Below are 25,938 nucleotides of genomic sequence, written 5' to 3'. Positions count from 1 at the left end.
TTTTCATCAGAATAAAACGAATAAAAACGCTATTTGTTGTATAATTGAATAAAATATTACTTATTACGTTTAAGGAGGTAAGTATTTTGACGAGAACACCTAATGAAACCTACGAGGAACCCATTATTCTGTATTCAAAAAAATATCGAGAGAATCGCAGACATGATGCCAGCTGTCGTTGGTTCATTACGAAAAAAGGCGTCTGGATAAACAACACCCATCCAAAAATCCCGGATGAAAAGATTCCCATGGCAAAAATTGCCGATGTGGAATTACATATAGGCAAAGGTCTCTTAGTGGACTACCTCCGACTGCAGGTACCAGGTAATTCTCATCTGCTTTATTTCACCAATCGAATCGATGCCCAAAAAGCCTATGAATTTTTAACGGATCATTTGGCAGCACTTGGCGGACAATCAGCCAAAAGTTACGTGGATGAAGAGGCTGGTAAAATCAAATTACTGTCTTATCATTATCGTGATGCTTGGATCATCGCAGAAGATACCCTCACGATCATCGACTACAAAAAGAAAGAAAAGCAGGTTTTGCAGATTCCCCAGATCACCAGTGTCAGTCTGAAAGAAGTTGCCGAATCTGGTCTTTGGAAAGGCAATGGCTTCTTGGAACTGTATATTGGCGGCGGGGCAATCAGAGAAACCCATTCTCGCAGAAGGACGGAACCAAACCACTCCCTTTGCTTTGCCGAAAAAGACCTGCTGATTGCTCGGATCATACAGCGCTATCTCACTAACTTCCCCCGTAAGCATGCGATACTGCCCCCGCGACCAACTGTAACCCCGACGGAACAGGTCATTGCTGATCTTCGCGAACTGAAAATGTTGGTCGATGAAGGAATTTTGACTGAAGAAGAATTTGCCTTAAAGAAAAAACAACTGTTAGGATTATAGAAGCCATCGCTTCGGGAAAAAAGCAGTCCTCCTGCCATGCAAAGGCAGAGATTTCGGTGAAGGGCTGTGCTTTTTTCTGGGAAAATTTTGAACGGTTTTTTTAGAACATGCTATACTAAATGAAGAATACGTAGAGTATCTCAAAGGAGGTCTTTCTCATTTTTTCTTTTAATGACATCAAAGCGCGTTTCCCCCAGGCAACGCTGCATGACAAAGTATCCACAACGAAGGACATCGAATCCATCGCTTTCGGCAAAAAATATATTTGGCTGCCAACTGACCAATTAAGTGACAGTGAAAAACTGCTGATCCAACTGGGAAACGGCTCTTTGCAACCAGAAATCGATAACCGAAACCATCCATGGTATCCGATTTTATTTGAACATCAGCCCGTTCAAGACCAAACGTGGGTCCGAATGCTGCAAGTTCATTTCACCCGAACCATTGACTCCTTGCAATCCGAATGGCTCGCAGAGATCCAGCAAATGCTCCCTAGCGTGGTGGATCTTTTTTTCCTCACCGAAGACCATGCGGTGATCGTAGAAAAACAAGACGACACTAATTTACCCATCGAAGATCTCGACGGCTTATTCGTGGCTTTGGATATGGATTTCGACTGCTATTCTCAGCTGTTCGTCGGTCCCTTCCATCATCCGCGCCACGATTTCACTACCTTATGGGCAAGTGAGTCTACCCTGTTCAAAAATGAGTTAAAAACGAAAACCACCAGTAAAAGTATGGATCTGCCCAAAGTGGTCTTTTCTCTTTTTCGCAATGGCTTTTCCGAGTATATTTCCTTGTTTCGTACCTTATATCTAGATTGGTTTGAAGAAGAGACCGAAACGATCATTCAATCCCTGTGGCGCAATCAAGGCAATGCAAGCTCCACAGCCAAAGAACTGTTCATGCATCGGAATTCTCTCCTATATAAGATCGATAAGTTTCAAACACTGACGCGCTTAAATTTAAAAAATATGGATGATCTGCTGCTTTGCTATTTATTGATCGATCAGTTCACCCATCAGAGCAATTAAACAACCTGCACAAGAAAACGTTTTTTTCTTGTGCAGGTTTCCGTTGCACATTCGAAGCGTTTTCATTTATGCTATTCATGTAAACTAAATGGAAAGAGGTAATCCCAATGGTAGAAATGGCCTTAAAAAATATCCACAAAAAATATGACAATAATGATGCGTATTCGGTAACTGATTTTAATTTAGATATCGCGGATCGCGAATTCATCGTTTTCGTTGGACCTTCTGGTTGTGGAAAATCAACAACCCTTCGAATGATCGCTGGTTTAGAAGATATTTCTGAAGGCGAATTGAGCATCGGTGGAAAAGTAATGAACGATGTGGCACCAAAAGACCGCGACATCGCGATGGTTTTCCAGAACTACGCATTGTATCCCCATATGACTGTTTTCAACAACATGGCATTTGGTTTGAAATTGCGTAAATACGACAAAGAAGAAATCAAAAAACGCGTAGAAAATGCCGCTGAGATCTTAGGTTTGACAGAATACTTAGATCGTAAACCTGCTGCCCTTTCAGGTGGTCAGCGTCAACGGGTTGCCTTAGGCCGTGCCATCGTTCGTGATGCCAAAGTCTTCTTGATGGATGAGCCATTGTCAAACTTAGATGCGAAATTGCGGGTTGCCATGCGTGCGGAAATCGCAAAATTACACCAACGTTTAGAAACAACGACGATCTATGTAACCCATGACCAAACAGAAGCGATGACCATGGCTGACCGGATCGTTATCATGAAAGATGGTTTCATTCAACAAATCGGTTCACCAAAAGAAGTCTACAACACACCGAAAAACATTTTCGTTGCCGGCTTTATCGGTTCACCAGCAATGAACTTCTTCAATGTTACGTTGAATAACGGTATGATCTCTGATGGTCAAAGTTTGAATTTACGTATTCCTGAAGGCAAGAATAAGATTCTTGTTGAAAAAGGCTACGAAGGCAAACAATTAGTCTTTGGTATTCGTCCAGAAGATATCCACAGTGAACAAATCGCATTGGAAGCTTCTCCTGAAGCAACTGTACGTGCTGAAGTGGTCGTATCTGAACTATTAGGTGCAGAAACAATGCTTTATACACGTGTAGGTGCGACTGAATTTATCTCGAAAGTTGATGCCCGCGACTTCCACCGTCCAGGTGAAACAGTTGATTTAGCTTTCAACATCAACAAAGCGCATTTCTTCGACAAAGATTCAGAAAATGTCATCACACTTCCTTAATTTGTAGTTACCATGCACTGTTCTTGGATTTGCCCCCTAGGCAGTCGCATTTAACTAATATCCACTTTTATTCCTTATTTGTATCCCTCAAAAACAGACAGTCAGCCGACTGTCTGTTTTTGGGTTACTTTATTCTTCCTGAGGCACATAGCGCGCGGCCATGGTTTGAATGATCGGTGTTTGCCGAACTTGAGTAAAAACGATTTTGACAGCAGACACGCCGACCGCTTCAAAGCTGATGATTTTTTGATAGCCGATCGTCACTATTTCGGTCAGTAACTGTGGTCCTGCTACAGTTTGCAGAAAAATTTTTGCTTTTTCTACCCGTTGCCCATATTGAATCGCTTCCTTCAATACAAGTGAATTGATGACGACCGGTTCTGCAAAATGTAGGGTCAGCCATGGCCGTTTGTCTTCCAAGTCCGGTTTCCAATACTGGCCAAACGCTTGAGATAGTTGGAGCTTATCCATTCTGCTGGACACACTGGTTGAAGAACTCGCAAACGTGCCGTTCCTTTCAGTCGTCACCTCTTTCAATTGTTTAATCGAGTGACCTAATTGCTGCAATGCCTTTTGATCCGTTGGATGGATCATACCATCCGGCATCGGCGGCACATTAAGTAGAAAAGAACTATTGCCCCCAACGATCTGCTTGTAAAAAGACCAGAGCTCAGCGCCGCTTTTTACTTGTTGGTCTTCTGATGGATGATAAAACCAGCAGGGGCGAATCGATAAGTTGACCTCAGCAGGGTACCAAGCCAATTCGGCAGCTTCTTTAATGCCGTACTTTTTCAGCGCTTGTTGGCTTCCTAAATCCATTTCCATACTGGAAATCGATTGCCGAAACGCTGTGCTATCGGCTTTTTGCGAATGACTCGCTGTTTTTTCAGCATTCTTTAATGCTGCTGGCACCACACTCCATTCTTGAAGTCTGGTTTGCCCCGCTTCGTTTCCTACCCAACGGACATCCGGTCCGCAAACCGCAATCACTGCATTGGGTTGCAGCTCTCGAATCACTTGATAATACCGTTCCCAATCATAGTTTTGGCGTTTTCCATTGGGTCCTTCACCATTGGCCCCATCTAACCATATTTCGAATATATCACCATAATTGGTTAAAAGTTCTGTCAACTGCGCCGTATAAAAATCATCATAGGCTTGCCCCATTCCATAACAAGCTTCATGCTGATCCCAAGGCGATAAATAAATGCCGAATTTCAGGTCTGCTTGACGGCAAGCATCAGAAAGTTCTTTCACTAAATCACCTTGACCATTGCGCCAGGGCGTTGAAGCGACTGTGTAAGCAGTGTGCTGGCTTGGCCATAAGCAAAAGCCGTCATGGTGTTTACAGGTCAAAATGATTCCCTGCATACCGCTTTGCTTCATTGCAGAAACCCATTGATGACAGTCTAGCTTTTGCGGGTCAAATACCGTTGGCGACTCATTGCCGAGCCCCCATTCACGATTGGTCATCGTATTGAGACCAAAGTGGATAAAGCCATAAAATTCCAGCTGCTGCCACTGCAGTTGTCGTTTACTGGGGCGAATCTGGGTAAGTTCAGCTGGTTCGATAATCTGTTCCTCCATTCTATGAGTTGTTTGCTGCTTTAAAGAAACAGATACAAGATCGATTCTTGACTGTTTCCTCATTGGAAAAGATCCGCCGCCTTTACTGTACTTCCGTCATCTGTCCACTCACTGGCAAACAAAGCTCAAGAACTGACCGAAGCAGCATTCAATCGACGGTTCTTCCCTATCAGGTGATCAAACTACTTTACGATAAAAAGAGTAGTGCTTGCTTGGGGGATTCGCAAGGCACTACTCTAAACAACATATTCAAACGCTAAAAGACACATCTTTTTACGCGAGCCTAGCGATCGTTTTGTAAAAGGGTCAGGCTGTCTGTAAGGACAGCTTCGCCATCTAACAGCTCGTAATCTGTTTCTTTGATTAATTTATATGGCACCGCTTTGACCATGAGAAAGTCTTTTAATCGATTGACTTCGTACTTCGACTGCGGACCGATCAACAAAGCATCGACTGTTTGCTGCTGCAGGATCTGTTCAGCAATGATGGCTGGTGCCGAATAGATATGCACAGCTAGCCCTTTTTCATCTGCGGCCCGCTGCATGTTTTTCACTAAGAGACCCGTAGTGATGCCGGCGGTACAAATCAATAAAATCGTCTTTTGTGCTTGGTCCTCCATAAACAGGCCCTCCTACGAAATTTTCTTTTTCTTATTGTAGATATCCAGCACGACAGCCAGCAGCAAAATCAACCCTTTGATGGCTTGCTGCCAATCGACACCGACCCCTAAGATCGACATCCCATTGTTTAAGACACCCATCACGAGACCACCAACGATCGCCCCCATCACAGTACCAATACCGCCTGAGGTAGAAGCACCGCCGAAATACACTGCGGCCATTGCATCTAATTCCATTGACGTTCCCGCTTGCGGTGTGGCTGCATTCAACCGAGCCGCTAAAACCAAGCCCGCCAAAGCTGCCATCATCCCCATGTTCACGAAGACCCAGAAGGTGATTTTCTTCGTCTTGATTCCCGAAAGTTCGGCTGCTTTTTTGTTGCCGCCGGTTGCATAGATTTGCCGACCAGCGACGGTTTTGTTAGTCAAAAAGCCATAGGCAGCCACGATCACCCCTAAGACGATCAAAATGATCGGATACCCTTGATAAGAGGCAAAGATGTAGGTAGCACCGAGAAAAACAACCGCAGTAAAGACGGCTTTAAAGGCAAAGGCTGCCATTGATTCCACTTCAAAAAGATTTTTTTTGCGGCGATCACGGGTCCGCCATTGGCCTAAAATCAGGATGCCCGTGATCACTACACCTAAAATCATGGAAAGTAAATGGATCTGACCGCCTGCAATATCTGGCAAATAGCCGGTGGAAATTTGTTGGAATGCCTTGGGAAACGGTGCCAATGATTGACCGCCTAAGACGACTTGGGTCAATCCTCGAAACATTAGTAAACCAGACAAGGTCACGATAAATGCTGGGATACCGACATACGCGACCCAGAAGCCTTGCCAGGCACCGATCACTGCGCCCATCAGTAAGCAAAGAGGCACTGCCAACCAAGGACTGATGCCGTTATTGACCATCAAGACGCCTGCAATCGCACCGACAAACGCCATCACGGAGCCTACGGATAGATCGACATGTCCTAACAAGACGACCAAAAGCATACCGGCTGCTAAAACGAGAATATGACTGTTTTGCAACACGAGGTTGGTGATATTCAGCGGCCGCCAGAAAATTCCGTCGGTCATGAGCTGAAAGGCCACCAATAATACTGCTAAGATAATGATCATACTGTATTTGCTAAAGATTTCCAGTGCCTTTTCTTTCAGCGAATGGCTGCGTTCTTTTTTTAATTTATTGGTTGTTTCCATCTCAAACCCCACTCTCTTCTAGTGTCATTAGATTCATCAATCGTTCTTGGTCTGCCTCTTCCCGTAACACTTCGCCCGTGAAGCGGCCTTCGTTCATCGTGTAGATCCGGTCGCACATGCCTAATAGTTCTGGTAACTCCGAGGAGATGATACAGATGGCTTTGCCAGCTGCTGCCATCTCTTCGATGATCGTATAGATTTCGTACTTCGCCCCGACATCGATCCCGCGGGTCGGTTCATCTAAAAATAAGATATCTGGTGTGGTCATCAGCCACTTTGCCAAAACGACTTTTTGCTGATTCCCACCACTCAAACTGCCAACGTTTTGATAGATTGAATTGGTTTTCGTCCGCATTTTTTTGCGAAATTCTTCTGCCATCGTGACTTCTTTTTCTTTATCGATGACCCCTTGGCGGCTGATTTTGGCAAGACTAGCGATGGTGGTGTTCTCGCGAATATCCATCAGCAGATTCAAGCCCAACGCTTTTCTGTCTTCCGACACATAGGCTAACCCATTTTTGATGGCGGTTGGCACGTCTTTGACAGAAATCGGTTGGCCGTCTTTATAGACTTCCCCCGAAATCGAACTGCCATAGGAATGACCGAAGACACTCATGGCAAACTCTGTCCGTCCCGCACCCATCAAACCGGCGATGCCGATGATCTCTCCTTTGCGGATCATCAAGTTCAAATTTTCATTCACCACACGGGTATGGTCGATTGGATGATGGACCGTCCAATTTTTGACTTCAAAAAACGGTTCACCAATAGCGGGTTTCCGCTCTGGGTAACGATTGGTCAAATCTCGCCCAACCATGCCGCGAATGATGCGCTCTTCAGAGATTTCGGCACCACTCAGCGTCTCGATCGTTTGCCCGTCTCGTAAAATCGTGATGCGATCCGCCACATTGACGATTTCATTCAACTTGTGGGAGATGATGATCGAGGTGATTCCTTGGTTGCGAAACTCTTTGATCAGCTCTAACAGATTGGCGCTTTCTTCTTCATTCAACGCCGCGGTTGGCTCATCTAAAATCAACAATCGGACGGATTTTGAAAATGCTTTGGCAATTTCCACCAGCTGTTGATGCCCGACACCGATTTGTGAAACCAGCGTATTCGGGTCTAATTTCAAGCCAACGATCTTTAAGAGGTTGTCTGTTTTCTTTTCGGTCAGATCCCAATCAATGATGCCGTGTTTGGCTTGTTCGTTTCCTAGAAAGATATTTTCTTTGATCGACAGGTAAGGACTTAATGCTAACTCTTGATGAATAATAACGATTCCTTTGTCCTCACTGTCCCGCAAATCTTTGAACTTGCATAACTCCCCTTCATAATAGATCTCTCCGTTATAGCTGCCGTAAGGATAGAGTCCGCTTAAGACATTCATCAGCGTGGACTTGCCAGCGCCATTTTCTCCACACAGTGCGTGGATCTCTCCTCGCTCGATCGAGAGGTTGACGTTATCAAGGGCGCGAACCCCTGAAAACTCTTTGACGATGCCTTTCATCATCAAAATATTATCTGCCATGTTCTTTCACCCTTTTCCTTTTTATGTAAAAGTGGTGCGCTGCCTTTGTAAGAAAAGCGGAAAGAACGAATAGTGGGGATGATTCGTTCTTCCCTACTGCTTTCGGGGAAACCATGTATCTTTTCTCGCTGGATCAGCGCTTCTTGCTTAAATGCCTAGCTCTTCTTCTGTATAGTAATCGGTATCGATCAGTTCTTCTTTGTAGTTGTCGCTATCCACAGAAACGGGATTTGACAAGTAGGTTGGTACGACTTTGACGCCATTGTCATAGGTTTCCGTATCATTGACTGGCACTTCCTCGCCATTGGTGATGGCTTCGATCATTTCGATCGTGTTTTTCGCCAACACCCGTGTATCTTTGAAAATCGTTTGGGTCTGTTCGCCCGCGATGATCGATTTCACCCCTGCCACCGTCGCATCTTGACCGGTAATCACAGGTAGTGGTTTATCGGAAGAACCATAGCCAACGCCTTTAAGCGATGAAATGATTCCTAGGCTGATTGGATCATAAGGTGAAAGAACGGCATCCAATGTTTGATCCGTATAGTTGGCACTCAACAAGTTGTCCATCCGAGCTTGCGCAGTTGAACCATCCCAACGCAAAGTAGCGATTTGGTTAAAGTTGGTTTGACCAGAAGGAACGACTAGCTGTCCGCTGTCAAAGTATTGTTGGAAGACCGAAAGGACCCCATTATAATTGATCAGTGCATTGTTATCATCTGGAGAGCCGCCGAATAATTCAATGTTAAATGGTCCTTCACCGTCTTTGAGACCCAATTTGTCTTCAATATAAGACGCTTGCAGCACGCCGACTCCAAAATTATCAAAGGTGGCATAATAATCGACGTATTCCGAGTTCATCAGTAAACGGTCATAGGCGATGACTGTGATATCTTCGTTATGGGCTTTTTCCAACACGTCTGTCAGTGCCGAACCATCGATCGAGGCGATCACTAAAGTATCAACGCCTTTGGTGATCATATTCTCAATTTGTGCCACTTGGTTTTCTACTTTGTCTTCTCCATATTGCAGGTCAGTTTTATAGCCGAGCTTCTCTAATTCTTCTACCATGTTGTCGCCATCTGCGATCCACCGTTCTGCCGATTTGGTCGGCATCGCGATCCCAACAAATCCTTTGTCTCCGTCACCGTTTGCCCCGCTATCTGATCCATTCCCACAAGCTGCTAACAATCCGCCAACCAATAAGGTGGATGCTAAGACGACCAATTTACCAAAAGTACCTTTCATTGTGATCCCTCCATGTCTTTTTCTTACATTCTCAGTATAGCCAGTTAAGGAATCGCTTACATTTAGATTTTTTCGAGGTTTCTTGGATTTCTTGAGAAAAAACGACTCAGTTGCCCCCTTTTCTTTTCGTAATCTTGGATTTTTTAAGATTCCCTTGGTTTTTATTTGATTTGATATTTTGTGTAAAGCGCTTCCGTATTTTTTAGTAGAATAGACCATAGAGGTGAAAAAAATGAGGAATATAAAAATTGGGTTACTCCTTTGGTTGTGTTTGTCTTTCTTGGCTGGTTGCCAAGCAGTCAAAGAAACGACCGCTGAAACATCGGAAGAAAGTATCGTGATCGGTTTTTCTCAATCGGGAACAGAAAGCAGCTGGCGCAAGCGCCACACCGAATCGATTCGCACTGAATTAGAGAAGGAAGGCTATGAAGTGCTCTATCGTAACGGCTATATGAATCAAGAACGTCAGATTCAAGATATCCGCAGTTTTATCGTGTATCAAGTCGATGCCATCGTCTTTACCCCGATTCAGGAAAACAATTGGGAACCGATTTTGGAAGAAGCTGCGCAAGCGGGGATTCCCGTTTTCGTGGTGGACCGTCATGTCAACGTCAGCGATCCCTCCTTGTTTCTGACTCATATCGGGCCAAGCTTCAAAGCCGAGGGCAATCGTGCAGGTCTCTACGTCAGCAATTATTATAAAGAACATCAAAATGAAACGATCAATGTTTTAGAATTGACGGGACTGGATGCTACTTCTCCGACGTATTTGCGCTCAGAAGGGTTCCGAGAAACCATCAAGCGTGATTATGCCCACAACAATGTAACGATCCAAGTCAAAGATGAGCTAAATGGTGACTTCATTCGCCGCAAAGGCAAAGAAGTCATTGAACAATACATCGCAGAAGGCAAAATGGAGCAGATCGATGTCTTGTTCAGTCACAATGACGAGATGACTCTTGGCGCTCTTGAAGCCCTCGAAAAAACCGATATTGAGCCAGGGAAGGATTTGGTGATCGTATCGATCGATGCCCAAAAAGAAATGATCGACAAATTGAAGCAAGGGATCGTCAATTGTGTCGTTGAATGCAACCCAGATGCTGGTGTGTTCGTCAAAAATGCCATCTCGCGCTACTTGGCTCGCGGCGCCGATGCCATTCCTCGTGAAATCTATGTCCATGAAACAGTTTTTTCCAGTGATATGGACTTTGATCAGATTCCACCAAGAAATTATTGAGGAGATGAAGATGAAAACAAAAAGTATCAAGGGCATCTTCCAGCAGACCAACAAACTGATGATCCTCGTCGCCTTTATCCCCCTCGTAGTAAGCAGTGTCTTTTACTCGCGGCAGATTTTTATTTACCAAAACACCATCAACAATATTGAAGAAGCCAATCAATTATCGGAAAAAGTCGATGCCATTGTCTTGGAAGAAATGTGGGATTTAGTCTTTGGTCAAAAAACCGTCGCACAAGTCCAAGAAACCAATGTGATCGATGAACTAAGGAGCGATCTGCAGCACATTCAAGAAAATACCAGCACTGCCAAAGAGCTCAATATTTTAGCAGTCGCCTTTCGAACGCTCGATTCTTTAGAAACCTATCAGCAACAGTTGATCGATAATATTCTCAACGATGAACCGGTGGAACAAAACCAATACGTCATGATCCAAGTGGATTCGGTGATCGATTTGCTATCCGATATTTTGCAGCAGTTTGTCGGGGTAGAGATCAGCTTAGCCAGCCAAACCAATCACGAACTGGTCCAATCCGTGTTGCTGCTAATCCTTTTTCAGGTCGTGTTGCTTTTGATCATCTTTGCGATCATCAATAAAAACCGCCGCTTTGTTCGTGACAATCTGCAATACCCGCTGGATCGGTTGTTAGACCTTTCCAATGAACTATCCCAAGGACATTTGAGCTACCGAGCAGAACTGCCCGAAACCCCAGAGCTGCGGACTCTGACGAGTAGCTTGAATCGGATGGCAGATGACTTGACTCGGCTCTTGGAAGAAAATGCCTTGAAGCAGTATCACTTAGCCCAAAGTGAGGTGCGGGTCTTACAAGCCCAGATCACTCCACATTTCATCTATAATAGTTTAGATGCGATCGTTTCTTTGATTGAAGCTGCCCGTTACGAGCAAGCAACCGAAATGACTTATGCGCTGTCAGATTTTTTCCGCATCTCCTTAAGCAAAGGGCAAGACTGGATTCCGCTGGAAAAAGAATTGCGGCATGTGGACGATTACTTGAAGATTTTGCAGATCCGCTATGGCAGGATGCTGTCTTACACCATTGAAGATCAAACTGTCAGTCCAGAACTACAGGTTTTGAAAATGGTCCTGCAGCCCCTTGTTGAAAACGCCGTTTATCATGGCACCAAGTTTGTCCGTCGCGTCGGCATGATTCGAATCACAGTGTCAGAATTGCCTCACCAGATTCAAATGACCATCAGTGACAACGGTGTTGGGATCGACCCTGAGCGTCTGGAGGAGATTCGTCGTAACCTTAAAGAAACCACTGATCCCGCCTCTGAGAGCGGCTATGGCCTATATAACGTCTATCGCCGTCTCCAGCTGAACTACGGCAGCGAAGCGCAACTGACGATCCACAGTCAATACCAAGAAGGCACCACGATTAACGTCACAGTACCAAAAAGGGAGGAATCCAACCATGTACAAAGTGTTCATAGTTGAAGATGAACATCTGATTCGCGATAGTTTGCGCCACCAAATCATGACTCTCGCCAAACAATACCCGATCGTTTATAGCGATGAAGCCGCAGATGGCGAGTTGGCGCTGGCTTCGATCCTTGATCTGCGTCCTGATATTATTATCAGTGATATCAAAATGCCGTTTATGGACGGCTTGGTCTTTGCGAAAGAAGCCAAGAAATTATTGCCGCAAGTTCGCATTATTTTCGTTAGCGGCTTTGATGATTTTGACTATGCAAAAACGGCACTGCAGCTGCAAGCAGATGATTACTTGCTCAAGCCCATCAAAAACGAAGAATTAGAACAAGCCATCAAAACCGTCGTTCAACACTTAGATGAACAACAAGCCACTCATCAGCAATTATCCAAAGAAGACGATTTATTCGAAATGGAAATCAAAAAGAATCACTTTCTGAATCACCTCTTTAAACAAAAGATCACAATCTCAGAAGCCTTTTTGCAAGCAGAAGAACTGGGCCGACGCTTTTCAGGCAAACAGTTTTGTGTGCTGTTAGCAAAAACCCCCTTCAGTCAAAGCTTTTCTGACTACACTCGCTTTAGCCAGCAGCTGACCAAAGCCTATGAACAGGATGATGCCGTCTTGTTCTCCAGTGTGTCCAGCCGCTTCATCAAGTTTTTGCTTTTTGACCATGACCGAGAACAAGTTTTAGAAAAAGCCTATCAGATCGCTCAAAGCCTCGTTCATGGTTCTGGGGAAGAAGTAGCAGTGGCGATCGGACCGGTAGCAGATCGCTTCTCGGGTATCTCTCTTTCTTATCAGAAAGCTCGTGACATGCTAAAAACCTATGGCAGCATCCGCAAGGAAAAAATCATCAGCTATGAAGATGACATTCGAGAAGGGGAACTGTCCCCCACCAATCCTTTCAAAACCGATCTTGCTTCAAGACTGGCAAATGCTGGGAAACAGACGATCCCTGAGCTGACCGATGAATTGATGGCGCCTCAAGGGACCGTTGAGCGAACGCAAATGTACCGTTTGTTCGTCTTGGTCGAATTGCTGGCATTATTGAAGAAAAAAGACAGTCATTCGCTGCCCCAGATCGTTCAGCACGCCCATGACTTAGACTATCTAGCGGCATTGACCCATGAGCCAGAGAACTATCAAACGACTCTGGCAGAACTGTTGCCGCTATTGACCAAACAACCCATCAATCCTGCAATGGCGAAGTATCAAAGCGTCATCAATCAAGCCAAAGCCTTTATCAGTGAGCACTTTTCTGATCCCAATATTTCCTTAAATGTAGTTGCTGAAAAAGTTCATTTGAGTCCGGCGCACTTCAGCACCATCTTCTCGCAAGCCACTGATTCTACGTTTATCGAATACTTGACCGAGCAACGATTGACCTTAGCTAAGGAACTGCTGTTAACGACAAATCTACGGCTATCTGAGATCGCCTTTGATGTTGGCTATAATGACCCAAATTATTTTTCCTTTTTGTTCAAGAAGAAAGAAAGTATCTCACCGAAAGAATACCGTCAAAAAAATGCCTAGTTGAATGAATGGATACAAAAAAAGAGTGAGAGACAGCAAAATCGTCCTCACTCTTTTTTATTTTCTACCTCATTCAGTTATTTCTTCTCCATCGCAGCTTTTAAAGCAGCTGCTAATGGGCTTTCTTGCGGTTCTTCTTGATTGATTTTATTCATCAAGCGGCGTTCTTCGTGTTTCGACAGCTTTTTGCTGCGCTCTTTTTTATCCGCCATTTTTTCGGTGGTCCCATCGAATTTACAACGGAAATAGGCGCCATTTTTGCCCTCAATGATCTCCATCTTTCGGTGACATTGCGGGCAACGTCGGTTTGAAACTTTCGGGTCTTTCCGACGACGGTACTTGCAGGTGCCACTGGAACAAACATAGATCTTGCCATCACGGGTATTTTTCTCCCGCAATGGTTCGCCGCATTCTGGACACCGTTTTTGGGTCAATGAGAAATCTTGGTACTTGCTCTCACTTTGCTTGATTTCTTTAACCAATTGTTTAGTGTCTGCTTCGATTTGCGCGAGGAAGGTTTGGGCAGAGTAGGTGCCTTTCGCGATGGCTTCCAGTTCCTTCTCCCATTTTTCCGTCAACTCTGGTGTCACCAAGGAAGGATTGACTAAGACTAACAACTGCTTGCCTTTTGGCGATACTTGCAAGCCGCTTGGGGTCCGCTCCATCAGCTCAGATTTGATCAGCTTTTCAATGATCTCCGCACGGGTTGCCGGCGTACCAAGACTGTGTTTTTCCATTTTGCCTAAAAGAGTTCCTTCATTCAACGGTTTCGGTGGTGTGGTCAACTCTTTTTGGATGGTGAACTCAGGCTTGATGGTACTGCCTTTTTGCCAAGCTATGTCAATGGTTTCTTCTTCAGAAGTCGTTTTCCATCCCGCTTCTAACACGGTATTGCGGTTGAACACAAAGGTCTCAGAACCAAAGGTCACTGTCACTTTCTGTTGCTGTTTTTTATGAGGTTTCGCAAAGAGCATTAAGAAACGACTAACGATCATTTGATAGATCCGTTGTTCATCGGTAGTTAATTTTTCATAACGTGCCCGCTGTTCCGTTGGCAGCAGGGCATGGTGATCCGTGACTTTTTTATCATTGAAGACAGCTTGCTGCACCACTTGTCCGCCGTTTTTCAAGTATCCTTTGACTTCTGGGGCAAAATCCGCAACTGCCTGCAGGCGTTCCTTCATGGTTGCCTTCATATCATTGGTCAAATACTTGGAATCCGTCCTTGGATAAGTGACGATCTTGTGGGTTTCATACAAGCTTTGAACAAGCGACAAGGTCTTCTTGGCTGAAAACCCATAACGCTGATTGGCTTCTCGTTGGATCTCGGTCAAATCGTAGGGCAGTGGTGCACTTTCTGTTTTGACCTTTTCTTCGATCGCTGTCACGCGACCATTTTGTTGACTCATTTGTTTGACCAATGCTTCGGCGTCACTGCGTTCTTTTAGTTGATAAGGATTTTTTTGTTGCAGGCGGGCCTTGGCATCGCCTACGTTTAGGGTAATCACATGATAGGTTTGCGGACGGAAACTCTCGATCTGCATTTCCTGACTGCGCACCAAAGCTAAGGTAGGGGTTTGGACCCGACCCGCACTAAGATTGTCTTGATATTTGACCGTCAATGCCCGCGTGACATTCAATCCTACCAGCCAGTCGGCTTTTGCCCGCGCAAGGGCGGAGTAGTAAAGATTGTCGTAGTGCTTGGCTGACTGCAATTTTGCAAAGCCTTCTTTGATGGCTTTAGGGGTTTGCGAAGAAATCCACAAACGTTTGACTGGTTTGTCAAAACGAACCCACTCCAAAATCCAGCGAGCGACTAGCTCCCCTTCTCTTCCCGCATCGGTGGCGATCACGACTTCCCCGACATCTTTTCTTTGAGCCAATTGTTTGATGGCTTTTAGTTGATGACCGGTTTTTGGCAACGGCTTGATCCCGATGGACTTAGGGATCATCGGTAATGTTTCCATCTGCCATGATGCCCAGTCTTTATTTAGATCTTCAGGCATTTTCAAGCCCAATAAATGACCAAGGGCCCAAGTAACGATCGCCTTGGGTCCTTCGTAATAATTTTTATGTTTTTGCTCACAGCCCAAAACTTTGCTGAGGTCTTTGGCAACGCTTGGCTTTTCCGCTAGAATTAGTTGTTTCATAAAAATCTTTCCTGCTTTCGTCGACGACTTGCTGATATTCTTTGAGCAATGCCAGTCCAATATATTGTTGGAGGTAATCGTCGCATTCTTCGCACCAGCGTTCGTCTTCTTCATTCCAAAAAGCCGTCATAAAGTTTGATTTTGCATTTATGTACGAATACTCTTCTCTGATTTCTTGCCATTTTTGTTCATAAAATGACTGCGCCTCGCTGAAAGTTGCAAATGTGAACGCCTCTTGAATATCTGACTGCCATCCCTCAAAAAACCACCACGGTTCATTGTCCCCATACATGACTACTACTTGATACATTCCATTGCTCCTTTCACGATTCCTTCCCCATATTAGTCACTTTTACTTAAACTTGCAAGGAATAAGTTTCAGCATTTAAACATCGCTTAAAGAATTCATTAAACCTTCGTTTTTTTGTACGTTTTATCGGTTGCTTAAGATTACATCATTTCTATGCCCTTATAGTCTAGCACAGAAGTTTCCTGTTGTGAATATAACAGGAAAAGATTAAAAAAATATCAAACAAGATTTATTTTAACCTCGCAAAAAAAATTTATCTGTGATGGATATGCTACAATAATGGCAACCATGAAACTGCCTGGAGGTGCCCCATGTATCTCGAACAAATCACTTTTCCCGATCAAGAAACCGAGTTTGATTTTTTCCTTTCTATCCAACGGACTGTCTATGATTCTTACTACCCTTTTCAGATTCTCAGTGCCCGCCGTTTTCAGCAGATCGATTTTGAACCAATCACGATTTTATATGGCGGTAATGGTTCTGGCAAAACCACTGCATTGAACGTGATTGCCGAAAAGATCCACGCTCAGCGCTTTGCTGCGTATAATCGGTCGAATTTTTTCGAGGACTATCTATCCTACTGTTCTGTTCGTAGCAACGACGAACCGCAAGAAAAAGTGCTATTGACCAGCGATGACGTCTTTGACTTCATGCTTGATATCCGAAACTTAAATCAAGGGATCGATCATCGCCGAGAAGAAGTGTTCCAAGAATACTACCAAGCAAAGCATGCGGACTTTCGTTTCACAGGTTTTGACGATTACCATGAATTGAAGAAAATCAATCTCGCACGATCCAACACACAGTCCAAATTCACTCGCAAGCACTTGATCGACAACGTCCGAGAATATTCCAATGGTGAAAGTGCCTTTCGCTTCTTTCAAGAAAAAATTCGTCCCAACAGTCTTTACTTATTAGATGAACCAGAAAATTCCCTTTCTGCTGCTCGTCAGCTGGAACTAGTGCAGTTACTGGAAGATTTTGTCCGCTATGAACAGTGCCAATTCATTATTGCTACCCATAGTCCTTTCGTTTTATCTTTAAAGGAAGCCAAAATCTATGATTTGGATCAAACACCTGTCGATGTTCGGAAGTGGACGCAGTTAGCTAATGTCCAGCAGTATTACCGCTTTTTTCAAGCACATCAAGCCGAATTTGATGATCGATCATGACCAAAGCAAACCATTTTCCGTCAAAGATTTCTTTTGGCATTTTTTTCCGCTACACTCACACAAAGACCAAAATCAAATTGATCAGAGCAATATAGAAGGCGACAACTCCCGCAATTTTGCCTCACTTGACTTCTGCTTGGTTATACTGATCGGAATGCTCCGCAATCTGAGCGGACAAAAAGTAGAACTTTTTAAAAACAAGCAAATACCCGGCTAAACCAAATAGTACGGCTAAGGCAAGTTGGTTGATTTGGCTTGAAATGACCTGATTCTGATGAAGCATTACCAACCCTACGGCACTAACCTCCCCTCATTTCATGAGGTTGGCTCTTGTACGATTCATGCACCTCCCCCTTTCTTTTAAAAATGCCAATGCATCAAAAACATTCATTTTCTGACTAAATTATAGCATAATTTGACTAAAAAAATAAAATCCAAGAACTCGTAAACGAATGTTCTTGGATTTTTATCAATCGAAAAAGATGATTACTTGCTGGCTAATCACCACCAGCAAAAATTTCTTCTTTATTATAAATCGGTGCATGTTTTTTCAAGTCTTCAAGTGTTCCTACTTGTCTCCCTTTGGAGTAAAAACCATCTAACAAGCCTAAAGATTGAAAAATCGTTTGCTTATAGGCAATTTCCGCATTCCATTCCGTGGTATCTAGTATTTGCAAAGCTTTATGGATTGCTTCGATGCCAGATGCTCCTGGCGCACTGATCAGTACCCCATGACTGTTGAGGAGCAACATATTCGGTAAGGCGAGTTGTTCTTTTTTCATGTAATCAGAAACTAATTCTGCTAATTCTGGTGAGCAATTAGGTTCAAAGTCTAGTACAGGAATATAGCCAATTTTTTGGGTCGCTTCTGTTAAGTTAGGCATATCCAATCCGGCGGTTGCCCAAAACATCGAGTGAGGAGAATGGGCATGTAAGACTGCTTTTATCGCTGGATTCGTATCATAAACCGCTTCGTGTAAGTTGATTTCTCGTGTCAGCTGACCAACCCCATCAATCACTGTTCTCGTATGAGGCTCAACGACTAAAATCTGGGCTGGTGAGACCTCTCCTAAATAGGCTTCTGACATCATAGTTGGTGTCATAATAATGTATTCTTTTCCAGTTTCATCGGTTGTTTTAAAAGAAAAATTACCGCCTGCAACATTTGTATTCTTCCGGGTAAAAATCAATTTTACGATTCGTGCTAAATCTTCCCGTTCTCTTTCAAAAATCATCCGTCCATCTGACATATTCAAGACCACCTTTTTTATTTTTCAAACGTTTTGTTGCGTAAGATTGTTTGTACAGCTTCCCTTACTTTAGCTGCTTCTTCCTCTTTTTTCTTTTTTCGTTCATCGTATTCTTTAAAAAGTACTGGACTGCCATATTTGTATACACAGACTGCTAGACCAATCGCTACGACATTAAATAGGTACTGTTGTGTCACCAAAGCTAAGAGATAGCAGCCAATTGCTAGAAAAAGAAGCAATTGCCATTTTATTTTTTCGCTCTTTCCCATTCCTGTCGTCCTTTCCTTTTTGAAAATATTAGCCATTCGTCGCACGTACTTGCGTCGATGGGGTCCCTTGTTCTTCATATCTTTGACTTGGTACCTTTACCTTATTCATATATTTATACAACCAGACAAACATTGCGATAAACACAACGGAACCGACGATACCCAAGATATTTCCTTTAAACGCTTCTGCAAATAAAATTCGAAATTCCGGTCCTTCGATCGAAGACCAAGTGATTTGCTGCCCTTTTTGTATTCCTTCTACTGCGCCGGTTCGATCTGCTAAGCCCGTTAGGATCGGCGTCAAATACGTAGCTGCATATAGATAGATTGGCATCGAAATAACCCCCATGATCAGCATACGAACCAAGTTTCCGCCGGTGAGCAATAATCCACCTACTGCGATCGAATAGTTAATGATTCCTGCTAAAGGCAACACAGCATTTCCCGGCAAGATGATAGCATAGCCAATAAAGACAGGTACCAACAAGATAGCAGTGACCCAAATCTCAGAGCGACCAGCTAATACGGGCCAATCTAACCCAATGTAAACTTCCCGATCTTTAAAGCGTTTTTTCATCATTTCCGACATTGCATCAGCCAGTGGTGAAAGAGACTGCATAAACATTTTTGAGATCATTGGGAACAAAGCCATTGCAGTCGCGATTTGAATAGCTAAGTTCAATGAGCCTGACACGCCATAAGCTGCAGCTAATCCCAAGCCCAAACCAATGAGAAAGCCCATCACCGAATTTTCAGAGAAGATACCGATTTTCTTTTTTAAGGCTTTGGTATCGGCCCGTCGATTAAAGAAAGGAATTTTATCCATAATCACATTGATCGGTAATAAAAGCACTGCTGAAATATTCATCAAGTGGGTCACTGTTACTAAAGGAATACCAGTCAAATCCTCAATGTGGCGTTGGAACATATCCCCCATTTTAAGTTCCAAGATAACCTGTACGATGGCGGTGATAAACCCAGCAAGTAAACTTCCACTGATAAAGTAGACCAGATAGGCAGTCAGCGCTTTGCCCCATACATTCCACATATCGACATTCAACGTCTTGGTCCAGTTCAAAATCAACATGACAAAATTCACGCCAAGAACGACGGCAAAGAAAACAAATGCATAGGACCATGACCAGGTGATACTTGCCGCTCCTGTCCACCCTAAATCTAGCGCAGGCAAGTTCAAGCCAGTGTTTTTTGCCAATGCTTCGGAAGCTGGACTAACTGCATTTGACATAAAGCCAATGACCATAGACATCCCAGTAAAAGCAATACCTAACGTGATTGCAGACATAAAGGCTTTTTTGAATTTCATCCCTGCAACCAAGCCTAGGATTAAAATGATTAGCGGCACAAAAATAGCGGAACCTAAACCTAAGATATAATTGATAATGTCTTGAAATACTTGCATTTTTTTCACTTCTTTCTTTTGATAGGATGTTTTGTACTAGCCAATCAATTCTTTGATTTCTTCATAAATCGTATCCATACCCATACCGGTAAGAAACGGAATCCCAGCAAAAACGTGTACACCTAGCTCAGCGGCTTTTTCCAATACTTCATCATCTGGCTGAGCAACATACACATAAATTCCTGTCGACGGCAATTCATTTTGGATCGACTTGTAATCAACTGCTTCAACGGGGAAATCGATTCCGTCATCTTCAAGCATTCCAGCAATTTTACTTGCGATCGTTTGACTTGTTGCAACCCCACTTCCACATGCTACGATCAATCTTCTTTTCATCTTAAATTCCTCCAAAAATTTTATTTTGTATACTGTGTAACTAGCTGATAAATTGCCTGCACTTCTTGTGTTTCAATGAATGCCTTTACAAATCCTTCATCCATAAATAATGCCATTAACGATTGCAGTAAGCCGACTTGCTCTTTTGGTTCTTTGATTCCTAGAAAAAAGAGATCCTTGACCTGCATTTCTTGACTGTCGCCCATTTGCTTCATCTTCACCTCGTTTTTCAGACGCACGATCGCAATAAAAGGCTTTTCGACATACGCTGGTTCTGAATGAGGCAAGCCAATATTCAAATACTGTGTAATCAGTCCAGTTGGAAAAGCTTGTTCTCTTGCTAGTAATCCTTCTACATACTGTTCATTCACAAAACCTTGTTGCTGTAATCGTTTTGCTATTTCTTCAAATAGTTCTTTCAACTCCTCTCCTTCCACATCGAGAAAAATTAGCCTTTCATCAAACATGCTCGTATAGCCCACCTATTCTTCCTCCTTGTTCAACTCAAATGATAAATATTGTTAAAGTTTGTTACAATATGTTTTACAATGTAAATATACAATAGTTAATTTTTCTTGTCAACGCTTTCTTTTGGTATTTTTTTCAAACTGATTCCTTTCACCAATACACGAAACTATCAAACTTTAACAAAGATGAACATTTTCCCTTGCTTTTTCCAAAAGTAAATGCTATTAATTAATGTATAAAGAACATCGATAAAAAAGAAACTTAAAAAAATCGTTAATCAACCAGAGGTGAAACTATGTTAAAGAAAGAACGGCAAGAAAAAATTCTAGCGCTAGTGAATCAGCACGATTACTTATCCATTGCAGAAATAGCCAAAACATTAGACGTTTCCGATATGACCATTCGTAGAGATATTACAGAGTTAGCGAATCAATCTTTATTGGTAAAAATCTATGGTGGCGCCCAAAAACTCGAAAAAATCGAACACGAGCTTTCTACTCAAGAAAAAATCGATACGAACGTTGCCGAAAAGAAATTCATCGGAAAAGTAATGAACAGTATCATATCAGACAACGATACTATCTATATCGGTGCGGGAACTACGATGCTCCACGCTTTACCTGAACTAAAAAAAGCAAACTTATTCGTGATCACAAATAGTTTACTTGCTTTTAATTATTTGATTTACAACACAGACTATCGTGTCTTATTGACCGGTGGAGAATTTTCCCGCACGACGGAAGAATTTTATGGGGAAACAGCAGAGAAGAGTTTTGAAAATTTAAATATCGATATCGCTTTTGCTGCTACAAATGGGATCTTTGAAAATAATATCACCACTGCAAATCTTGTTGAAGGTTCGATTCAACGAGTCGCATTCAAACATTCCCGCAAAAAATGCATCGTTGCAGATAGTTCCAAGTTTAATCGCTCTGACGTTTATACCTTCTACTCGCTTTCAGATATCGACTATTTGATCACTGATGATAAACTTTCTGAGACTACTTTTGACTATTATCGTTCCTTTACAGAGATCCTCAAGGAGGAACAAAAATGATTTTAACCATCACAATGAACCCTTCCATGGACTACAACTATCTTGTTCCTTCGCTAAAATTGGATCAAGTAAATCGGGTAGATAACCCACATACATCAATTGGAGGAAAAGGCATCAATGCTGGCAGAGTCATCGCACAATCTGGGGAAGCCGTTTTATTGACAGGTATTTTAGGTGGACCTGTAGGCAAAACGATCCTTGATTCTTTACTAGCTGAAGAACGTTATGTATTGGATTTCCTCACCATCGACGGCAATTCTCGCAATGCGATCACGATCATGCATGACGGTAACACTCATACTGAGCTAGTAGAAAAAGGACTTTATCTGTCGGAGGAAAACGAACAACTTTTTTACCAACACCTTGCAGCAATAATTAAACAACACCCCATCACGGTCGTCTGTATTTCTGGATCAGTAAATTCTGATAATGGACACTTTCACGATCAGTTGCTTCAATTCATCCGTCAATCATTAGGTGAACAAGTCCCGATCCTCATGGATATAGCTGGGGAACAACTAAAAAATTGTTTGACTCAAACGAATGCTCGTCCGAATTTTATTAAACCAAATCAACAGGAATTAGAAGAACTAATGGGTCAAAAATTGCATTCATCGCAAGACATTTTCTCTGTCTTAGAGAGCACTCTTTTCGAAGGGATCGACACCGTCATGGTTTCTCAAGGCGGCGATGGGGCAATCGTTAAACACCAGTCGACTTTTTTTAAGATCGAGATCCCTAAAATCGCCATCGTTAATACGACTGGCTGTGGCGATTCAACCGTTGGTGGTATGGCTGTTGCAATGAATAAACAGTATCCAATGGAACAAGCATTGACCTATTCTATGGCTTGTGGCATGTCTAATGCGCTTTCGAAAACAAACGGTACGATCGATCCTGCACAAGTCGCTGCATTTAGCGAAAAGATCCACCTTTTCAAGATCAAAGAATAAACGGCTACCTATTTTTTTGGTTCTCTTGATTACGCAAAACATTCGTTGGTACAAAGAAAAAAAGCCCTAGCTAAGTGCAACTGATTGGTTCAGTGTTCTTAGCTAGGGCTGATTTTGTTAGTGGTTAAACATATTGTAATTCTTTGGCTTCTTTGTAGGCTGCATCGATCAAACCGCCGCCCAAGCATTCCATCCCGTCATAAAAAACGACTGCTTGTCCAGGAGTGATGGCGCGTACTGGTTCGTCAAAAATCACTTCTGCCCGATCTCCATCTAATAGACGCACCGTTACTGGTACATCTTGTTGACGGTAGCGGAATTTTGCTGTGCATGAAAATTCCGTTCCGCGGTCTTGTTCTGTAGTAAAGTGGATTTGGCTTGCTTCCAAGCGATCTGCATACAATGCGGGGTGATGGAATCCTTGCCCCACATACAAAGTGTTGGTTGCTAAGTCTTTTCCTACGACAAACCATGGTTCTTGAGTGGCACCGCCGCCGCCAATGCCTAAGCCTTGACGTTGTCCGATGGTGTAGTACATCAAGCCATCGTGTTGTCCTTTGACTTCGCCATCTAATGTAACCATATTGCCTTTTTTCGCTGGCAAGTAATTACTCAAAAATTGTTTGAAATTCTTTTCTCCGATAAAGCAGACACCCGTGGAATCTTTTTTCTTGGCTGTTGCTAGACCTGCCCGTTCAGCGATCGCTCGTACTTCTGATTTTTCCATGCCGCCTAGTGGGAACATGGTTTTGCTCAATTGTTCTTGTGACAATTGGCTTAAGAAATACGTTTGATCTTTGTTGTTATCCACGCCTCGCAACATATGAGTTACGCCGTTTTCATCAACGGTCACTTGCGCATAATGGCCGGTTGCTACATAATCGGCACCAAGATCCATCGCATAATCCAAAAAGGCTTTGAACTTGATTTCCTTGTTACACATGACATCTGGATTAGGTGTCCGTCCGGCACGGTATTCTGCAAGGAAATATTCAAATACACGGTCCCAATATTCTTTTTCGAAATTCACTGAATAATAAGGAATCCCGATTTGCGCAGCCACTTTGGCTACGTCTTTGTAGTCTTCTGTTGCGGTACAAACACCGTTTTCATCGGTATCATCCCAATTTTTCATAAAGATCCCGACAACATCATACCCTTGTTCTTTCAGCAAAAGTGCTGTTACTGACGAGTCTACCCCGCCACTCATTCCAACCACCACCCGGGTGTTTTCGTTAGACATGATTGTTTCACCATCATTTCAATTATAGATTCTGAAATCATCTACGATTTGAAGGTCGCAACTTTTCAGTAATTTGCATTATACAACAAAACACAAAAAACTTCACTGTTTGCTGTCTTTTCTTAAAAATTCCTTTTTTAGAAAAGACATCTGGAGAGAAGTAACTGTTCGTTATTCCACCTACTCAGCCAAATAGAGGAAGCGCTGCTTTTGTGTCTGTCATCGACAGCTGTCCAAACAGTAACAACTTACTTTTCAAATGGTGGTTGTCATAAAATCGTATGAAATTCTTCAGGAAATGCAGAAATGCTCTTATTAGAAAAAGACTATACTTCTCTTAGATACTACTTTACGAGGAGGGGCATTTCATGCGATCGCACACAAGGATATCGAAAACGAGGAGAAACGATGGGAAGAAAGAAAAGAGCCTTGCACTGCTGCTTTTTCTCATCGGTGGTGTTTTTGTCATTCATTACGTGATTGATCAGGTCAGGGATGCTGCGTTTGATCAGACAGCGCTTGTCTCAAAACAGTTCACTCGCCAAGCCAATCAAGCGATTCAACAAGCGATGGCAGACACGCAGCAACTGCCGTTGATTGTACAAACCGATCAACGCTGGGGCAATAACACGTATGGATATGGAGAAGAGCAAAACACCTTTGCGGCAAACGGGTGCGCTATTGCTTCTTTAGCCATGATCGATGCTTTTTGGACGGATCTTCCGCCGAATCCTGACAAACTATTGGAGTGGGCTGGCGATCAATTTTATCTTCCCAAACAAGGAACAAGTTGGCAAATCTTTCCTCAGTTTGCCGAAGCTTTTGGTTACCAATTTGCCGATTTAGGGGATTCATTTGAGGCTGCCTATGAGAAAATGACACAAGGCATCCCCGTTGTGGTCTCGGTTCAAGCAGGAACCTTTACGACATCCGGACATATCATGGTATTGGCTTTGAACAAAGAAGGAACGATTCAAGTATTCGATCCTAATGATTCCCCCGAAAAAGCCCATTATGAGAAAAGCTATCCTAACGATGTCTTTAAAGCAGAAGGAATCCATTATTGGAGCTTTTGGCTTTGATGTTCTGATCGGCTGAAGCTGCAAAAATACACCTTTTGTGGGACAAAAAAAGACTAGCCGCAGCTAGTCTTTTGCTTATCTTGCTATTATTGAACGCGTGGTTCGTTGTTTTCTTGAATACGCGTCGTTGTCCGGTTGAAGGCACCTTTGGCTTTACGTGTTTGTTTTGACGCAAAGTCGCCAGTTGTTTCTGCCGCACTGCTTACTTTGTCTTGAACTGTTTCAGAGTCTTTTTCGAATTGTTCACGTGTTTTGACATCTGCTACATTCACGTTTACTTCGATGACTTCTAAATTCGTCATTTTGTTGACTTGTGTTGAAACAACCTCTTTGATTTGGTCGTAGATCGTGGTCATGTCGCTGCCATATTCTGCAACGATATCAAGATCGACTGCCACTTGTTTTTTCCCAACTTCAACGTTGATCCCTGAAGTCACATCATCGGTGTTGACTAATTTACCTGCAATATTTGAGAAGAAACCGCCATCGACTGTTAAGAGTCCGTCTACAGATTCTAATGCAATGCCTACGATTTTTTGAATCACTTTATCTTCGTAAGTTAATTCTCCTTTAACACCTGTTGTTGGTTTTGTTTGGTTTTCCATCGTACATTCCTCCTACTATAATCTTGATATAAATTAAACTAAT

Annotated in this window: 25 protein-coding genes; 10 read left to right on the top strand and 15 right to left on the bottom strand. The window is 43.0% G+C overall.

What is annotated here, in order from left to right:
* Window positions 1-86 precede the first annotated feature (86 nt).
* From IGK85_RS02105 to IGK85_RS02095, 3 genes are all read left to right on the top strand, one after another.
* A complete protein-coding gene (locus tag IGK85_RS02105) occupies window positions 87-908 on the top strand; it encodes an SHOCT domain-containing protein (protein WP_008376140.1) in 822 nt (273 codons plus the stop codon).
* Between the two features lie 329 nt (window positions 909-1,237).
* Window positions 1,238-1,942: a helix-turn-helix domain-containing protein gene (locus IGK85_RS02100; RefSeq protein WP_008376141.1), complete on the top strand. Its 705-nt coding sequence runs from the start codon at window positions 1,238-1,240 to the stop codon at window positions 1,940-1,942.
* A 107-nt stretch (window positions 1,943-2,049) separates the two neighbouring features.
* A complete protein-coding gene (locus tag IGK85_RS02095) occupies window positions 2,050-3,159 on the top strand; it encodes an ABC transporter ATP-binding protein (RefSeq protein WP_008376142.1) in 1,110 nt (369 codons plus the stop codon).
* A gap of 129 nt (window positions 3,160-3,288) precedes the next feature.
* Here the strand turns inward: IGK85_RS02095 and IGK85_RS02090 are convergent, their stop codons facing one another.
* From IGK85_RS02090 to chvE, 5 genes are all read right to left on the bottom strand, one after another.
* Window positions 3,289-4,809 carry an alpha-L-fucosidase gene (locus IGK85_RS02090; protein ID WP_008376143.1) on the bottom strand — a complete coding sequence of 507 codons (1,521 nt, stop codon included), beginning with the start codon at window positions 4,807-4,809 and terminating at the stop codon, window positions 3,289-3,291.
* A 220-nt stretch (window positions 4,810-5,029) separates the two neighbouring features.
* Window positions 5,030-5,365, bottom strand: coding sequence for a PTS sugar transporter subunit IIB (locus tag IGK85_RS02085; RefSeq protein ID WP_008376144.1), 336 nt, complete (start codon window positions 5,363-5,365; stop codon window positions 5,030-5,032).
* Window positions 5,366-5,377: 12 nt separating this feature from the next.
* A complete protein-coding gene (mmsB, locus tag IGK85_RS02080; protein ID WP_008376145.1) occupies window positions 5,378-6,574 on the bottom strand; it encodes a multiple monosaccharide ABC transporter permease in 1,197 nt (398 codons plus the stop codon).
* A 1-nt stretch (window position 6,575) separates the two neighbouring features.
* A complete protein-coding gene (mmsA, locus tag IGK85_RS02075; protein ID WP_429968626.1) occupies window positions 6,576-8,105 on the bottom strand; it encodes a multiple monosaccharide ABC transporter ATP-binding protein in 1,530 nt (509 codons plus the stop codon).
* Between the two features lie 147 nt (window positions 8,106-8,252).
* Window positions 8,253-9,353: a multiple monosaccharide ABC transporter substrate-binding protein gene (gene chvE, locus IGK85_RS02070; protein WP_005231478.1), complete on the bottom strand. Its 1,101-nt coding sequence runs from the start codon at window positions 9,351-9,353 to the stop codon at window positions 8,253-8,255.
* Window positions 9,354-9,585: 232 nt separating this feature from the next.
* Between chvE and IGK85_RS02065 the strand changes: the two genes are divergently transcribed.
* From IGK85_RS02065 to IGK85_RS02055, 3 genes are read left to right on the top strand one after another with little or no spacing between them, the layout of a single operon-like run.
* Window positions 9,586-10,590, top strand: a complete 1,005-nt coding sequence (locus IGK85_RS02065; protein ID WP_008376147.1) for an ABC transporter substrate-binding protein — start codon at window positions 9,586-9,588, stop codon at window positions 10,588-10,590.
* A gap of 10 nt (window positions 10,591-10,600) precedes the next feature.
* Window positions 10,601-12,049, top strand: coding sequence for a sensor histidine kinase (locus tag IGK85_RS02060; protein ID WP_008376148.1), 1,449 nt, complete (start codon window positions 10,601-10,603; stop codon window positions 12,047-12,049).
* Complete coding sequence (locus IGK85_RS02055; protein WP_008376149.1) at window positions 12,027-13,580, top strand: response regulator; 1,554 nt, start codon at window positions 12,027-12,029, stop codon at window positions 13,578-13,580. The genes IGK85_RS02060 and IGK85_RS02055 overlap by 23 nt, the downstream gene beginning before the upstream one ends.
* A gap of 77 nt (window positions 13,581-13,657) precedes the next feature.
* On the opposite strand, the gene IGK85_RS02050 is transcribed toward IGK85_RS02055, so the two are convergent.
* Together IGK85_RS02050 and IGK85_RS02045 are read right to left on the bottom strand one after the other, a co-directional pair.
* Window positions 13,658-15,730: a DNA topoisomerase III gene (locus IGK85_RS02050; protein WP_008376150.1), complete on the bottom strand. Its 2,073-nt coding sequence runs from the start codon at window positions 15,728-15,730 to the stop codon at window positions 13,658-13,660.
* Window positions 15,663-16,040, bottom strand: a complete 378-nt coding sequence (locus IGK85_RS02045; protein WP_005227251.1) for a DUF1033 family protein — start codon at window positions 16,038-16,040, stop codon at window positions 15,663-15,665. Before IGK85_RS02045 ends, IGK85_RS02050 begins: the two co-directional genes overlap by 68 nt.
* A 311-nt stretch (window positions 16,041-16,351) precedes the next feature.
* On the opposite strand from IGK85_RS02045, the gene IGK85_RS02040 reads away from it, so the two are divergent.
* Window positions 16,352-17,212, top strand: coding sequence for an AAA family ATPase (locus tag IGK85_RS02040; RefSeq protein WP_008376151.1), 861 nt, complete (start codon window positions 16,352-16,354; stop codon window positions 17,210-17,212).
* Between the two features lie 121 nt (window positions 17,213-17,333).
* Here IGK85_RS02040 and IGK85_RS02035 read toward each other — a convergent pair whose 3' ends face one another.
* The 6 genes from IGK85_RS02035 to IGK85_RS02010 form a co-directional block, all read right to left on the bottom strand.
* A complete protein-coding gene (locus IGK85_RS02035) occupies window positions 17,334-17,495 on the bottom strand; it encodes a hypothetical protein (RefSeq protein WP_008376152.1) in 162 nt (53 codons plus the stop codon).
* A gap of 214 nt (window positions 17,496-17,709) precedes the next feature.
* Window positions 17,710-18,462, bottom strand: coding sequence for a class II aldolase/adducin family protein (locus IGK85_RS02030; RefSeq protein WP_008376153.1), 753 nt, complete (start codon window positions 18,460-18,462; stop codon window positions 17,710-17,712).
* A 17-nt stretch (window positions 18,463-18,479) separates the two neighbouring features.
* Window positions 18,480-18,731, bottom strand: a complete 252-nt coding sequence (locus IGK85_RS02025) for a hypothetical protein (protein WP_008376154.1) — start codon at window positions 18,729-18,731, stop codon at window positions 18,480-18,482.
* Window positions 18,732-18,759: 28 nt separating this feature from the next.
* The gene (locus IGK85_RS02020; RefSeq protein WP_008376155.1) at window positions 18,760-20,151 is read right to left on the bottom strand and encodes a PTS galactitol transporter subunit IIC; all 1,392 of its coding nucleotides are present in this window, start codon (window positions 20,149-20,151) and stop codon (window positions 18,760-18,762) included.
* Window positions 20,152-20,187: 36 nt separating this feature from the next.
* Window positions 20,188-20,487 (bottom strand): PTS sugar transporter subunit IIB, encoded by a 300-nt coding sequence (locus tag IGK85_RS02015; RefSeq protein ID WP_005227245.1) that lies wholly within the window; start codon window positions 20,485-20,487, stop codon window positions 20,188-20,190.
* Between the two features lie 20 nt (window positions 20,488-20,507).
* Window positions 20,508-20,969 carry a PTS sugar transporter subunit IIA gene (locus tag IGK85_RS02010; RefSeq protein ID WP_008376156.1) on the bottom strand — a complete coding sequence of 154 codons (462 nt, stop codon included), beginning with the start codon at window positions 20,967-20,969 and terminating at the stop codon, window positions 20,508-20,510.
* Window positions 20,970-21,250: 281 nt separating this feature from the next.
* Between IGK85_RS02010 and IGK85_RS02005 the strand changes: the two genes are divergently transcribed.
* Both IGK85_RS02005 and IGK85_RS02000 read left to right on the top strand, forming a co-directional pair.
* Window positions 21,251-22,012 carry a DeoR/GlpR family DNA-binding transcription regulator gene (locus IGK85_RS02005; protein ID WP_008376158.1) on the top strand — a complete coding sequence of 254 codons (762 nt, stop codon included), beginning with the start codon at window positions 21,251-21,253 and terminating at the stop codon, window positions 22,010-22,012.
* A complete protein-coding gene (locus IGK85_RS02000) occupies window positions 22,009-22,965 on the top strand; it encodes a 1-phosphofructokinase family hexose kinase (protein WP_008376159.1) in 957 nt (318 codons plus the stop codon). Before IGK85_RS02005 ends, IGK85_RS02000 begins: the two co-directional genes overlap by 4 nt.
* 124 nt (window positions 22,966-23,089) lie before the next feature.
* On the opposite strand, the gene mnmA is transcribed toward IGK85_RS02000, so the two are convergent.
* Complete coding sequence (gene mnmA, locus IGK85_RS01995) at window positions 23,090-24,208, bottom strand: tRNA 2-thiouridine(34) synthase MnmA (protein ID WP_026008140.1); 1,119 nt, start codon at window positions 24,206-24,208, stop codon at window positions 23,090-23,092.
* 368 nt (window positions 24,209-24,576) lie between these two features.
* On the opposite strand from mnmA, the gene IGK85_RS01990 reads away from it, so the two are divergent.
* Entirely contained in the window at window positions 24,577-25,290 is a 714-nt protein-coding gene (locus tag IGK85_RS01990; RefSeq protein WP_008376163.1) for a C39 family peptidase, read from the top strand.
* Between the two features lie 86 nt (window positions 25,291-25,376).
* On the opposite strand, the gene IGK85_RS01985 is transcribed toward IGK85_RS01990, so the two are convergent.
* Complete coding sequence (locus tag IGK85_RS01985; protein ID WP_005232258.1) at window positions 25,377-25,895, bottom strand: Asp23/Gls24 family envelope stress response protein; 519 nt, start codon at window positions 25,893-25,895, stop codon at window positions 25,377-25,379.
* Between the last annotated feature and the right edge of the window lie 43 nt (window positions 25,896-25,938).

It is taken from the genome of Enterococcus sp. AZ015 (genome assembly GCF_050499225.1).
Classification (GTDB): Bacteria; Bacillota; Bacilli; order Lactobacillales; family Enterococcaceae; genus Enterococcus_D; species Enterococcus_D entomosocium.
Note: the sequence above shows the minus strand (reverse complement) of the source record. Positions and strands in the feature narration are given on the sequence as shown.

Coding starts and splice junctions, on each gene's coding strand:
- IGK85_RS01985 (WP_005232258.1), bottom strand. CDS start 25,895: ATGGAAAACCAAACAAAACCAACAACAGGTGTTAAAGGAGAATTAACT.
- IGK85_RS02055 (WP_008376149.1), top strand. CDS start 12,027: ATGTACAAAGTGTTCATAGTTGAAGATGAACATCTGATTCGCGATAGT.
- IGK85_RS02095 (WP_008376142.1), top strand. CDS start 2,050: ATGGTAGAAATGGCCTTAAAAAATATCCACAAAAAATATGACAATAAT.
- IGK85_RS02000 (WP_008376159.1), top strand. CDS start 22,009: ATGATTTTAACCATCACAATGAACCCTTCCATGGACTACAACTATCTT.
- IGK85_RS02065 (WP_008376147.1), top strand. CDS start 9,586: ATGAGGAATATAAAAATTGGGTTACTCCTTTGGTTGTGTTTGTCTTTC.
- IGK85_RS02030 (WP_008376153.1), bottom strand. CDS start 18,462: ATGTCAGATGGACGGATGATTTTTGAAAGAGAACGGGAAGATTTAGCA.
- IGK85_RS02090 (WP_008376143.1), bottom strand. CDS start 4,809: ATGAGGAAACAGTCAAGAATCGATCTTGTATCTGTTTCTTTAAAGCAG.
- IGK85_RS02015 (WP_005227245.1), bottom strand. CDS start 20,487: ATGAAAAGAAGATTGATCGTAGCATGTGGAAGTGGGGTTGCAACAAGT.
- IGK85_RS02040 (WP_008376151.1), top strand. CDS start 16,352: ATGTATCTCGAACAAATCACTTTTCCCGATCAAGAAACCGAGTTTGAT.
- IGK85_RS01990 (WP_008376163.1), top strand. CDS start 24,577: ATGCGATCGCACACAAGGATATCGAAAACGAGGAGAAACGATGGGAAG.
- IGK85_RS02045 (WP_005227251.1), bottom strand. CDS start 16,040: ATGTATCAAGTAGTAGTCATGTATGGGGACAATGAACCGTGGTGGTTT.
- IGK85_RS02025 (WP_008376154.1), bottom strand. CDS start 18,731: ATGGGAAAGAGCGAAAAAATAAAATGGCAATTGCTTCTTTTTCTAGCA.
- mnmA (WP_026008140.1), bottom strand. CDS start 24,208: ATGTCTAACGAAAACACCCGGGTGGTGGTTGGAATGAGTGGCGGGGTA.
- IGK85_RS02035 (WP_008376152.1), bottom strand. CDS start 17,495: ATGCTTCATCAGAATCAGGTCATTTCAAGCCAAATCAACCAACTTGCC.
- IGK85_RS02005 (WP_008376158.1), top strand. CDS start 21,251: ATGTTAAAGAAAGAACGGCAAGAAAAAATTCTAGCGCTAGTGAATCAG.
- chvE (WP_005231478.1), bottom strand. CDS start 9,353: ATGAAAGGTACTTTTGGTAAATTGGTCGTCTTAGCATCCACCTTATTG.
- mmsB (WP_008376145.1), bottom strand. CDS start 6,574: ATGGAAACAACCAATAAATTAAAAAAAGAACGCAGCCATTCGCTGAAA.
- IGK85_RS02050 (WP_008376150.1), bottom strand. CDS start 15,730: ATGAAACAACTAATTCTAGCGGAAAAGCCAAGCGTTGCCAAAGACCTC.
- IGK85_RS02020 (WP_008376155.1), bottom strand. CDS start 20,151: ATGCAAGTATTTCAAGACATTATCAATTATATCTTAGGTTTAGGTTCC.
- IGK85_RS02060 (WP_008376148.1), top strand. CDS start 10,601: ATGAAAACAAAAAGTATCAAGGGCATCTTCCAGCAGACCAACAAACTG.
- IGK85_RS02085 (WP_008376144.1), bottom strand. CDS start 5,365: ATGGAGGACCAAGCACAAAAGACGATTTTATTGATTTGTACCGCCGGC.
- mmsA (WP_429968626.1), bottom strand. CDS start 8,105: ATGGCAGATAATATTTTGATGATGAAAGGCATCGTCAAAGAGTTTTCA.